The sequence below is a fragment of the Streptomyces graminilatus genome (genome assembly GCF_001418565.1).
Taxonomy (GTDB): domain Bacteria; phylum Actinomycetota; class Actinomycetes; order Streptomycetales; family Streptomycetaceae; genus Streptomyces; species Streptomyces graminilatus.
The window spans coordinates 1-11,733 of the sequence record NZ_LIQQ01000150.1 but is presented as its reverse complement, the minus strand read 5'-3'; the positions used below and the strand labels follow the sequence as shown (position 1 = coordinate 11,733).

General features: G+C 72.1%; 10 protein-coding genes and 1 pseudogene. 5 read left to right on the top strand and 6 right to left on the bottom strand.

What is annotated here, in order from left to right; all coding sequences use genetic code 11:
• Positions 1-477 precede the first annotated feature (477 nt).
• Positions 478-2,094, bottom strand: a complete 1,617-nt coding sequence (locus AOK08_RS14905; RefSeq protein ID WP_055526040.1) for an amidohydrolase — start codon at positions 2,092-2,094, stop codon at positions 478-480.
• A gap of 557 nt (positions 2,095-2,651) precedes the next feature.
• Positions 2,652-3,092 (bottom strand): Lrp/AsnC family transcriptional regulator, encoded by a 441-nt coding sequence (locus AOK08_RS14900; protein ID WP_055526039.1) that lies wholly within the window; start codon positions 3,090-3,092, stop codon positions 2,652-2,654.
• Between the two features lie 269 nt (positions 3,093-3,361).
• Between AOK08_RS14900 and AOK08_RS14895 the strand changes: the two genes are divergently transcribed.
• Positions 3,362-3,811 carry a hypothetical protein gene (locus tag AOK08_RS14895; protein ID WP_055526038.1) on the top strand — a complete coding sequence of 150 codons (450 nt, stop codon included), beginning with the start codon at positions 3,362-3,364 and terminating at the stop codon, positions 3,809-3,811.
• Between the two features lie 180 nt (positions 3,812-3,991).
• Positions 3,992-4,294, top strand: a complete 303-nt coding sequence (locus tag AOK08_RS43130; protein ID WP_241826953.1) for a hypothetical protein — start codon at positions 3,992-3,994, stop codon at positions 4,292-4,294.
• Here the strand turns inward: AOK08_RS43130 and AOK08_RS14890 are convergent.
• Positions 4,257-5,429 carry an acyl-CoA dehydrogenase family protein gene (locus tag AOK08_RS14890; RefSeq protein WP_055526041.1) on the bottom strand — a complete coding sequence of 391 codons (1,173 nt, stop codon included), beginning with the start codon at positions 5,427-5,429 and terminating at the stop codon, positions 4,257-4,259. The genes AOK08_RS43130 and AOK08_RS14890 overlap by 38 nt on opposite strands.
• Positions 5,430-5,749: 320 nt before the next feature.
• Between AOK08_RS14890 and AOK08_RS14885 the strand changes: the two genes are divergently transcribed.
• A complete protein-coding gene (locus AOK08_RS14885; protein ID WP_055526037.1) occupies positions 5,750-7,006 on the top strand; it encodes a glycoside hydrolase family 18 protein in 1,257 nt (418 codons plus the stop codon).
• Between the two features lie 67 nt (positions 7,007-7,073).
• On the opposite strand, the gene AOK08_RS14880 is transcribed toward AOK08_RS14885, so the two are convergent.
• The 3 genes from AOK08_RS14880 to AOK08_RS14875 all read right to left on the bottom strand — a co-directional run bounded on the left by AOK08_RS14880 (position 7,074) and on the right by AOK08_RS14875 (position 9,537).
• A complete protein-coding gene (locus AOK08_RS14880) occupies positions 7,074-7,733 on the bottom strand; it encodes a TetR/AcrR family transcriptional regulator (RefSeq protein ID WP_055526036.1) in 660 nt (219 codons plus the stop codon).
• A gap of 128 nt (positions 7,734-7,861) precedes the next feature.
• Entirely contained in the window at positions 7,862-8,005 is a 144-nt protein-coding gene (locus tag AOK08_RS44605) for an SCO1431 family membrane protein (protein ID WP_107100948.1), read from the bottom strand.
• A 164-nt stretch (positions 8,006-8,169) separates the two neighbouring features.
• Positions 8,170-9,537: a peptidase C39 family protein gene (locus tag AOK08_RS14875; protein ID WP_055526035.1), complete on the bottom strand. Its 1,368-nt coding sequence runs from the start codon at positions 9,535-9,537 to the stop codon at positions 8,170-8,172.
• A gap of 193 nt (positions 9,538-9,730) precedes the next feature.
• Here AOK08_RS14875 and AOK08_RS14870 point away from each other — a divergent pair, with 193 nt between their 5' ends.
• Positions 9,731-10,384: a uridine kinase family protein gene (locus AOK08_RS14870; RefSeq protein WP_055526034.1), complete on the top strand. Its 654-nt coding sequence runs from the start codon at positions 9,731-9,733 to the stop codon at positions 10,382-10,384.
• A gap of 430 nt (positions 10,385-10,814) precedes the next feature.
• A pseudogene (locus AOK08_RS14865) lies at positions 10,815-11,733 on the top strand (AAA family ATPase); the annotation flags it as partial.

Below are 11,733 nucleotides of genomic sequence, written 5' to 3'. Positions count from 1 at the left end.
CGTCAGCACGTGCTGACGGGGGTGTCTATTCGGGAAGAGCCGGGTAAGGGGTCCGCTTCGCCGCCTCGCGCAGGCTGCGGATCGGGGCCCGGCGCCCTTCGGGCCGGCCTGGGACCCGCTGGCTGCGGGTCGACCGAGAGCCGTTGTCTACTGGACGTCCGGGCCCCACCCGGGTCGCACCTTGCCGATCGGGGGGAACGTTCCGTCGCCGTGGCGCGGGCGCTGAGCCTGGCTGCCAGTGACGGTGCGCCGGTGCGGCACACCATCCCTGACCCAGCGGCGCTTCGGTGACTGCGCGGAGGTTCCCCGGTCGGGCGTCCGGTGGTGGACCCGGCCGAACCTACCGGCCAGCCGCCGTCGACTGTCAACAGCGGCTTGAACTGCGGCTTTTCCGTCAATCGCCTGGTCAGCGCCGAGGATGCGCAGGTCGCGCGACGACGCGTCGGCCACCGATGCCCACCGCGCCGCCCCGGGAGATCACTCGCCCGGCCGTACGAACACCGTCCGTCCGCCCACCACCGTGCGCAGGCATACGGGAAGGTTGGCGCCCGGGGTGAGATCGGGCAGGCCCGGGGTACCGGAGCGGGGGTCGGTGGACCAGCGGGCGACCCGGTCGTCGGGGGCCTGGACCACGAGGGCGTCGGTGCGCCAGAGGGCGTAGTCGGCGGGCGCGCCCGGCACCAGGACGCCGGCGTCGTCACGGCCGACGGCCCGCCAGCCGCCCCGGGTGTGGGCCGTGAAGGCAGCGCGCACGGAGACGCGGTGCTCGGGGGTGCGGTGGAAGGCCGCGGCGCGGACCGTGGCCCAGGGGTCGAGCGGGGTGACGGGACTGTCCGACCCCAGGGCGAGCGGGACGCCCGCCTTCAGGAGGGCCGCGAAGGGGTTCAGGGTCCTCGCCCGGTCGCGGCCGAGGCGCTGGGCGTACATGCCCTCCTCGCCGCCCCACAGGGCGTCGAAGGCGGGCTGCACGGATGCGGTGAGGCCCAGTTCGGCGAAGGCGGCGATGGTCTCGGGGGTGAGCATCTCGGCGTGCTCGACGCGGTGCCGGGCGGCCCGGACGCGGGCCAGGCCGACCTTCTCGGCGGCCTCGCGCACGCCTTCGACCACGGAGGTCACGGCTGCGTCCCCGATGGCGTGGAATCCCGCCTGGAGGCCCACCTCGGTGCAGGCGACGACATGGGCGGCGACGGCGGCGGTGTCCAGGTAGGCGGTGCCCGTGTGGCCGGCCCGGTCGCTGTACGGCTCGTGCAGGCAGGCGGTGTGCGAGCCGAGGGCGCCGTCGACGAACAGGTCACCGGCGGCGCCCGCTGCGCCCAGTGCGCGGGCCTTGGCCACCCCCGCTTCGCCCTGTTCCGCCCAGTAGCCGACCACGCGCGGGCCCGGCTCCTCGGCGGCGAGGCGCAGCAGCCCGGTGAAGTCGTCATCCGAGGAGATCTCCGGCCCCGCGCACTCGTGGACGGAGCCGATGCCGAGCGAGGCGGCGCGCGCGAGGGCGGCCCGCTGGGCCTCGGTGCGCTGTGCCGGGGTGACCGCGCCCAGGGCGGCGGCGCGGACCGTGTGGTGGGCGTCCCCGGTGAGCGGGCCGTCGGGGCGGCCGGTGTCGCCCCGGACCAGGTCGAGCAGTGCCGTCGTCACGACCGCCGAGTGGACGTCGATGCGGCTGAGGTACAGCGGGCGTCCACCGGTGGCCTCGTCCAGCTCGGCGCGGGTCGGCGGACGGCCGCCGGGCCAGCGTGCGGCGTCCCAGCCGTGGCCGAGGAGGACGCGGTCGGCGGGGCGGGCGGCGGCGAACGCGCGTACGAGGGTGAGGGCCGCGTCCAGGGAGGGGGCGTCCGACAGGTCGAGGCCGGTGAGGGCGAGGCCGGTGGCGGTGGTGTGCACGTGTGCGTCGGTGAACGCCGGGGTGACCAGGGCGCCGTCGAGGTCGATCACCTGGTCCGCCGCGCCCGCGACGGCGTCCGCGGCGCCTTCCGAGCCGACCCAGGCGATGTGTCCTCGTTCGACCAGCATCGCGGTCGCGAAGGGGTCGGCGGGGCTGTGGACTTCGCCGCCGCGGAGGAGGACGGTGTCGAGGGGTGCCGGGCGTTCGCTCATGCGGAACAGTTTCTCGCGCCGCCGGTCCGGGACCGCACCTGGGGCGTGTTGCCGACCAACCCGGAGCTGCCGGCCGTGCCCGCCCTCCCCCAGCCTCGGCTCCGCGCGACCGGGGACCCCCATCGCCCTGCGGAACGACTGCACACAGCCGGGTGGCCCCGGGCGCAGGGCAGCCGGGCGGCGGGTGGCCAGGCAGCCGGACGACCGAGCGGCGGGCAGCCCAGTGGCGGCAGCCGGGCAGCGGGCAGCGGGCGACCACGCAGCCGGACGACCCAGTGACTGGCCAGCCGGACAGCGGAGCAGCCGGACAACCGGACGACAGGTGGCCAGGCGGCCGGACGACCGAGCGGCAGGCAGCCCAGTGACGGCAGCCGGACAGCGGGCAGCGGGCGACCACGCAGCCGGACGACCCAGTGACTGGCCAGCCGGGCAGCGGAGCAGCCGGACAACCGGACGACAGGTGACCAGGCAGCCGGACAACCGAGCGGCGGGCAGCCCAGTGGCGGCAGCCGGGCGGTGGGCAGCCTGATGGCCGGGCAACCGGCCGGGGCCGCTGGTCAGATCTTCGGGGGTCTCGCCTCGTACGGTGTCGACAGGACCACCGTCGTGCGGGTCGAGACGCCCGCGAGGGTGCGCACCCTGGCCAGCAGCTCCTCCAGCTCGTGCGGGGTGGCCACGCGCACCTTGAGGATGTAGTTCTCCTCACCCGCCACGCTGTGGCACGCCTCCAGCTCCGGTACGTCCTTGAGGCGCTCCGCGATGTCGTCCGGGGCGCTCGGGTCGAAGGGTTTCACCGAGATGAAGGCCGTCATGGGCAGCCCCACGGCCTCCGGGTCGACCACCGCGGCATAGCCACGGATGACGCCACGCTGTTCCAGCCGGCGCACCCGCTGGTGCACGGCAGACGTGGACAGGCCCGTGGCCTTGCCCAGGTCGGTGTAACTCATCCGCCCGTCCTTGACGAGCAGCTGCACAATCTGTCGGTCCAGCTCCTCCATGGCGCAAGAACCTACAGTGCGGCTGAACTCCTCCGATACCTGAGAGGTGCAGGTCATGCCCTGTTCGTGATGTGACCGGGGGTGCGCGGTGGACCGGACGAGGGACAAAAGCATCGCCATGGGCACCTGCGAACGGCATGTGACGAACGCCACAGCCCTCGAACATGCTCCGTGATGGTCTCGTGATTACCGCCGAGACCGGGCGGGAAGTGCTTGCTTTGGCCGAGGCCGCAGTTGCCCGATCGGCCCAGCCCGAGGGGGAGTTACCCATGCAGAGTGTCAAGCGCCCTGGTCGCACCACGTCCAAGAGGCCCCAGTTGGTCGTCGAACCCGAGCCGGAGGGCGTGGAACCCGACGCGCTCGACGTCGAGGAACTCGATCTCGAACTCGACGACGACGACACCTTCGAGATGCTCCGGGTGATCTGCCCGGACTGCACACAGCCCATCGCGCTGCTCGCGGACGAGGAGATCCTGCCCGAGCACGCGCTGTGCGCGTCACCGTGGAACCCGTTCGGGCTCACGGTCTGCGCCGGTACGGGCCGTGCGGCGGCGGATGCCCGGTCCGCGGACGAGTCCGCGGAACCCCAGGAGCAGCACACCGCCCTGCTGTTGACGCTCCCTCAGGGGCTCGACTGGCGGACCCAGCCCTTCTCGCACGTCGGCGGTCCGGCCTCACGCCCGATGCGGATCCCCGCGCTGCGGCGCCACGCCGCCTGAGCGCGTCCGCTCGAACCTGCCGGCTGTCACCTGCCGACTGTCCCCCGCGCCCTCGTCCGTCCCCGCGCCATGGCTCGCAGGCCGCCGTGGTGCGGGTCCGGTGCGCGCGTGTGGCGTCGCGAACGCAGAGCCGAATCCGGCGCGCGGTGACCTGTCCGACCGTCGCCGCGTTGCCCCGGCATGACGACTCCCAGGTACGCGACACCGGGACGCCCGCACCGGCTCTACGACTCCGGCGCGGCAGAATCGGTTCGGCGGGGTCTGGCCGACCAGCACCCGCCGAACCACGTCCGGCCGAGCCCGCCGGCACCGCCCGACCCGCCCATCTACCGCGCCCTGCTGCGCACCTGGGCCGACAGTGGCCGCACCCTGCCGGGGCGCTACGACCCGGAGTGGGTCCGGCTCGCGGCGCCGCCGCTCGGGCTCGGGGTGGCGCTCGACCCGTTCAGCGTGTCTCAGGGCCCGCCAGATGACGGGCGATGACCATCCGCTGGATCTGGTTGGTGCCCTCGACGATCTGCAGGACCTTGGCCTCGCGCATATAGCGCTCGACGGGGAAGTCCGCGGTGTAGCCGTAGCCGCCGAGCACCTGGACCGCGTCCGTCGTGACCTTCATCGCCGTGTCGGTGCACAGGAGTTTGGCCATGGCTGCCTGCTTGGAGAACGGGCGGCCCGCGTCGCGCAGCCGTGCCGCCGACAGGTACAGCGCTCGGCCGGCCTCGATCTGGGTGGCCATGTCGGCGAGCATGAAGCGCAGCCCCTGGAAGTCGGAGATCGGCCGCCCGAACTGCCGGCGTCCGGAGGCGTAGGCCACCGCCTCGTCAAGCGCCGCCTGGGCCAGGCCGATCGCGCAGGCGGCGATGCCGAGGCGCCCGGAGTCGAGGGCGGACAGCGCGATCGCGAAGCCCTGCCCCTCCTCGCCGATGCGCCGGCCGGCGTCCAGCCGGACCCCGTCGAAGTTGATCTGCGCGGTGGGCGAGCCCTTCATGCCCATCTTCCGCTCCGGCGCCGAGGCGACCAGCCCGGTCGCGTCGCCGGGGGCGAGGAAGGCGGTGATCCCGCGCGGACCCTGCTCGCCGGTGCGCGCCATGACCGTGTAGAAGTCGGCGATGCCGCCGTGCGTGATCCAGGCCTTGGTGCCGGTGAGCACCCAATCGTCGCCCTCCCGGACGGCCTTCGTGCTCAAGGAGGCGGCGTCGGATCCGGACGCGGGTTCGGAGAGGCAGTACGCGCCGAGGAGGCCGCCGCCGAGCATCGCGGGGAGGTGTTCCGCCTGTTGCTCCTTGGTGCCGTAGCTCGCGAGGGCATGGCAGGACAGCGTGTGCACGCTGGCGCCGAGTCCGACGGTGAGACGGGCCGCGGCGAGTTCTTCGAGGACCTGGAGGTAGACCTCGTACGGCTGGTCGCCGCCGCCGTGTTCGGCGGAGTACGGGAGGCCGAGCAGCCCCGACTCCGAGAGCAGGGCGAAGACTTCGCGCGGGAAGCGGCCGGCTTCCTCCTCCTCGGCCGCCTTCGGAGCGATCTCGCGCTCGGCGATGTCACGGACGAGCGAGATCAGGTCCCGGGCCTCGTCCGTGGGCAGTTGACGGTCCACCGGCTGCGGGGCATGGTCGGGCATGTCGACGCTCTCCTCCTTGTTGGGCGCGACGGCACACGCGCGCCCGATCAGGGGGCGTCCGCCGGTCTGACTGGTCACGGCCGATGCTTGCTCCTCCGGGTCACGGAAGGGGTCGGTGAACGGCCACGGAGCTGCGAGTATGCCCGATCGGCGGCACCGCGTCACCGGTTAACGAGCGTTTATTCGATCACACTCCGGGGCAGCGGGCCCGGTGCGGAATTGGTCCAAACCATTGACCGTCTTGGTCTAGACCTCCTACTGTGCCCGCAGTTCCTGGCACCGCCTCCCGTACACTCCCCTCCCCCCGAGGAGACAGCTCGATGCACCGACCGCATCTCCCCCGCGTTCGTTTCAAGTCCCTTGTGTCCGCCGTGTGTTGTGCCGTTCTCGGCGCCGGACTGCTGGCCGGCGCGGGCACCGCGACCGCCGCGCAGAGCACCTTGAAGGCCGCCTCGCAGCCCGTCCCGAAAGCCGCCGGCTCCAAGGTCGTCGGCTACTTCACCGACTGGGGCACCTACGACCGCAAGTACTACGTCAAGAACATCGAGACCTCCGGCTCGGCGGCCCGGCTGACGCACATCGACTACGCCTTCGGCAACGTCACCGGCGGCAAGTGCGCGATGGGCGACGCCGAGGCGGCGACCGGCCGGGTGTACACCGCCGCCGAGTCGGTGGACGGGGTCGCCGACACCCCGAGCCAGCCGATGCGCGGCAACTTCAACCAACTGCGCGAGCTGAAGAGGAAGCACCCGAACCTCAAGGTCCTCTGGTCGTTCGGGGGTTGGACCTGGTCGAGCGGTTTCGGCGAGGCCGCGCGGAACCCGGCCGCGTTCGCCAAGTCCTGCTACGACCTCGTCGAGAATCCCGAGTGGGCCGATGTGTTCGACGGCATCGACATCGACTGGGAGTACCCGAACGCCTGCGGCAACACCTGTGACACCAGCGGCAGGGCGGCCTTCAGGAACGTGATGGCGGCGCTGCGCGCGAAGTTCGGCTCCCGCAACCTGATCACCGCGGCGATCACGGCCGACGCCACCGCCGGCGGCAGGATCGACGCGGCGGACTATGCGGGCGCGGCCAAATACGTCGACTGGTACAACCCGATGACGTACGACTACTTCGGCGCCTGGGCGGCGACCGGTCCGACGGCACCGCATTCGGCGCTGACCTCGTACCCCGGTATCCCGCAGGCCGGCAACCACACCTCGGCGACCATCGCGAAGCTCAGGGGCCTCGGCATCCCGGCCTCGAAGCTGCTGCTCGGCATCGGTTTCTACGGGCGCGGCTGGACCGGCGTGACCCAGTCGGCACCCGGCGGCACGGCGACCGGCCCGGCGGCGGGTACGTACGAGGCGGGCTTCGAGGACTACAAGGTGCTGAAGAGCAAATGTCCCGCGACCGGGACCGTCGGTGGTACCGCCTACGCCAAGTGCGGGAGCGACTGGTGGAGTTACGACACCCCGGCGACCATCGGCACGAAGATCGCGTACAAGAACCGGCAGGGCCTGGGCGGCACGTTCTTCTGGGAGCTGAGCGGCGACACCGCGAACGGTGAGCTGATCAGGGCGATCAAGTAGGCGCACCCGGAGGGCGGTCGGGGGCGGAGGCGACGAGCCTTCACCCCCGACCGTCCCCTGTCTGCCGTCAGTTGTCCCGGCGGGCCGGTTCCGGTGCCGCGTACGTCGGGTCGAGTTCCTCGATGGCTCGCATGGCGCCGCCCAGCATCTTCACGAGGAGTTCGCGCATCGTGTCGCGGGACAGTTCGGGGCGGGCGATCCAGTCGAGGGTGGCGCCCTCCACGCTGCACACCCAGCCGAACAGGCCCATCCGGGCGAGCGGGCCGACGTCCGGTCTGCCGTAGGTGCCCTCGGCGATGGTCGCGACGATCGCCTCGCGCACCCCGTCCCGGATGGCCTGCACCTCGGTGTCGAAGCCGACGCCGCCGCTGACGATCGTGCGGTAGGCGGCCTGGTTGTGCTCGGCGAAGCGCAGGTAGGCGTCGAGCGTCCGGTGCACCCGGTCCACGGGGGCCTGGGTGAGGCCGCTGGACGCGAAGGTGATCAGGTCGGCGACCGAGTCCTCGACGATGGCGAGGTAGTAGCCGCGCTTGGACTGGAAGTAGTAGTAGATCAGCCCCTTGGCGACCTGCGCCTGCCGGGCGATGTCGTCCATCGACAGCGCGTCGTACGACCTGTCGGCGAACAACTTCCGCCCGATGGCGATGAGTTCCGCGCGACGCGCCAGCGAGCGGTCGGTACCGCGCGCATGCGGGCGTTCGGCGGCGGGCTGTCGACTACTGATCAATTCGGGGCCCTGGTCTCCAACTGCGGGCGGGACATCCGAAGTATGGCAGACCTGGACCACCTGCCCATTCGAATCCGATCGACCGATCGACCGGTCGGGCCGCCCCGTTCGCAAGGAATCGCACTGGGTCAGATCAGGCCGAGCTGGGCGATCAGCATGGCGAGCACGATCACGAACGTCCAGCCCATGACCTGCTCGAAGATCTTCGGGCCGTCCTCCCGGGGGCCGCCGGTACGGGTTCGGGCGGGGGCTGCGGCAGTGCTCGCGGTCATGGCATCTCGCTGAGGTCGGTGTGCGATGGACTCCCCCCACCGTTCCGTCCACCCTGCCATTCATCGGGGCTTTCGCGGCGGAGACGTTGGTCACATCCCGCCGGAAAACGGGCAGCCCCCGGTCTCCCGGGGGCCGCCGCACGCCGTCACGCGTCGTTCTCGGCTCAGCGCACGCCCACCGCCGCGAGCGCGGCGAGCTGGGCGGCCGTCGGCCGCGCCGGGAAGTACAGGTAGCAGACACCGCCGGTGCCGGATACGACCTTGCCGGTGGCGTTGTACCGCTTGGTCCGCAGCCAGATGTTCTCCCACTCCCGCCGGGCGTAGACCCGGCGCACGGCCTGGTCGGTCGGCGAGAACGGGTCGTTGGCGATCACGTCACCGTCGGCGGTGAAGCCGACCACGGTCATCAGATGGCCCGGGGTGCCGTACCCCGCGCCCGTCAGCTCGGTCTTGAGGAACGACTGGGACGTTATGGCCGGGATACCGGCCGCGATCAGCGTCTCCAGGTCGGTGAGCGAGCCGAGCCGGGTGACGACGCCCTGGAGGTCCGGGTAGGTCGCCGCATAGGCCGCGTTGAAGGGCCAGTTGCCGCAGCCCTTGTACTGGAAGTCGTAGGTGAAGCGGGCCGCGTGGCACACCTGCGGGTCGGCGTAGGCCGGGTCGACCCAGGCCAGTTCCGCCGCCGTGGGCCTCTGTCCCCAGTACTCGACGATCATCTGCGACGAGGTGGGGCTGCACCAGGCCTCGCCGCCGTTGTCGTACTCGGGGTACTGACCGCTGTGGATCTCCTGCGAATAGCGCGGGACGGCCAGTTCCCCGGCCCCCGAGGGCGTCGAGGCGGGGACGGTGAAGCGATCCGGGACGTCGGAGCCCATCGCCCCGAGCCGCCAGACCGTGGGCGTGACCGTCGTGCCGGGCCTGCGGTAGAGGGTCAGCCGCAGCCGGTACGAGACCAGGCGCAGGCCGGTGGCCGCCTCGTCGATGGCGAAGGTGTCGGTCCAGACGGTGCTTTTCCCGTCCTTCTGGTCGTCGACGGAGGTCCGCTTGATGTCCTGGTCGCCGGAGGCCCAGCGGCCCATCACGTACCAGGGCGTGGCCGTGCCGTCGGAGTACGTGCCGGTCAGCTCGACCTGGAGCCAGGTGCCGGCGGGGGTGTGCGCGTTCCAGGAGGCGATCACCTCGGTGGCGGGCACGGTGAGCCGGTGCGCGACGGACGTCCAGGTCGCGTACTCCCAGGCCGCTGTCGTACCGGTGTGCGGATCGGTGTAGTCGACCGTGCCGGCCGGGGCCCCGATCGCCACCCCGGGCCGCAGGCCGGCGACCGCGCGGGTGCCGCCCGCCGTACCGCCGACGCACCAGTCCGCGAACGAGGTCCAGGCGCGGTTGTCGACGGGGCGGGCGGAGTCGGCCGCGGCATCCCGGCCGGTCGCGTCCGGGACGCCGGCGGAGGCCGGGCCGGCGCCGCCCGCGACGGCGGCGGCGACCACCGCGGCCAGGATGGCTCGGCGGGACGGCGTTTTGGCGCTGCTCATGTGCGGGTGACCCCCAGGTGTCATAGGCGGGCGGAACGGTGTACGACTGTGCGCCCACTATCGCTTCCGATGACCTGCTCCTGCCAGCTATTAGGGCATGTCACGCCCGGGAATTTCGGTCTCGGCCACCAGCGTGACCTGGGGCGCGGCCGACAGCGGCGTCCGGGCGGCGGCTAGAATGATCATCGGCAGTATGTCCGAATCCCATCGCCCTCCGGGAACCGTCATCGACGACCTCGCTCGCACCCTGCGCCGGCTGCCGCCGTCCTGCGGCCCGGTCCGGCTGATCGCCGTCGACGGACACGCGGGGTCCGGGAAGACCACGTTCGCCGGACGACTGGCCGCCGCTCTCGGCGGGGCCCCCGTACTGCACCTCGACGACATCGCCACCCATGACGAGCTGTTCGAGTGGACACCGCGCCTGGTCGGCCAGGTGATCGAGCCACTGGCACGCGGCGAGAGCGCCTCCTACGCCCCCTACGACTGGACGGCCCGGGGCTTCGGACCGCCACGGACCCTGCCGGCCGCGCCCGTGGTCCTGGTGGAGGGGGTCGCGGCCGGACGGCGGGCGCTGCGGCCGTTCCTTGCGCGGCTGCTGTGGATGGAGCTGCCGGACGAGGACGCCTGGGCGCGCGGGCGGTCGCGGGACGGGGCGGAACAGAGCGAGTTCTGGGAAGGCTGGGTCGACGCGGAGCGGCGGCACTTCGCCGCGGACCCCTCACGTCCGTTCGCCGACCTGTTGGTACGGCAGTGCGAAGAGGGGTACGAGGTGCTCCCGGGACCCGCCGGGGTCGCCCATCCGGACCGGGATCTCACCCAACGTGACGGACCGTCGGCTGCGTGCTGAACTTGTGAAGACCCTTGCCGCGCGACTTGTCCGAGTGCCCCAACTCGGCTTGACCGGTGGGCCGTACAGGACTTACGTTCTCAATGCGCGGCCGTTCGAGGCCGCCCCGCAGTCCCGAAGCCCCCGGTCGTTCCCCCGTGATCGGGGGCTTCGTTCTGCCCGCGGCCGTTTTCCGGGCGCTCCGAGGCCCGATCTGTTCACCCTCGGTCACCGCGCCGTGTGCGCCCCATATGCTCCCACCTCGTCGAACGGCCTGTGCGGCACCCTGCTGCGGGTACCTCCCGCGCAGGTACGATGCCCTCGGTGCGACTCGGACGGCTGCTCTGCGCACCGTTGCAACTCCCGTCCGCGGCACAGTGGTTCGACCAAGCTGCCGACGGGCACCGGCCCGTCGGAGAGGCAATCGGGGGCACGGTTTGTGGGGGACGTGATGGACTTCGGCACGCAGGGCCCCGAGGCCCCGGCCGACCTCGCCTGGCTGCGAGGTGTGGACGCCTACACGATGGGCGCCTATCCGCAGGCGGAGGAGGAGTTCCGCACCGCGGTGCGGATGGATCCCGGGATGGCCGACGGCTGGCTCGGACTGCACGCGCTGCGCGTCGACACGACGACGGCGCTGCTGCGGATGTTCCGGCACCGGGAGCGCTTCGGGGAGCAGCGCGCCCGGCACCGCCGGACCCTCAACTCCTGGTACTGGCTGGGCTGGTGGGTGCAGCCGGTACTCGAGAGCCCGCGCGATCTGCTGCTCGCGCACGCCTCGCACTGGCTGGACGGCCGCCATGTGCCGGAGCTGGACCGGGCGTTGGCGGGTCTGCCGCCCGTGGACACCGACCCGCAGGTCCGCTTCCTGCACGCGTGCCGCGCCTATCTCGTCAAGGACTGGGAGCAACTGGTCCGGCACACCGACCCGTTGATCAACGACACGCTGCTGGGCATCGAGGCGGGCCTGTTCGGCGGCATGGCGCGGGTTCGCCTGGAGATGTACGGCCAGGCGGAGCCGCTCCTCTCGGCGGCGCTGATGCGCTGTCGCAGCGAGCAGCCGCAGCGCAAGGAGCTGCGGTACTGGCTGGCGCGGGCCCACGAGGGCACGGGCCGCTCGGCGGCGGCGCTCCCCCTGTACCGGGCCGTGCACCGCGTGGACGCCGCCTTCATGGACACCTCGGCGCGGCTCGCCGCGATCTCCGAGGGCGACGGGTACGACGAGACGGTCGACCTCGCGGCGATCACGCTCACCGGGATCGGGCAGGAGCTGCTGGAGAGCCCGGACGGCATCGACCCCCTGTTCGGCGGCGAGGGCCGCGACCTGAAGCTGTCGGAGCCCGAACTCCCGCCGCCGAACAGGGGGTCGA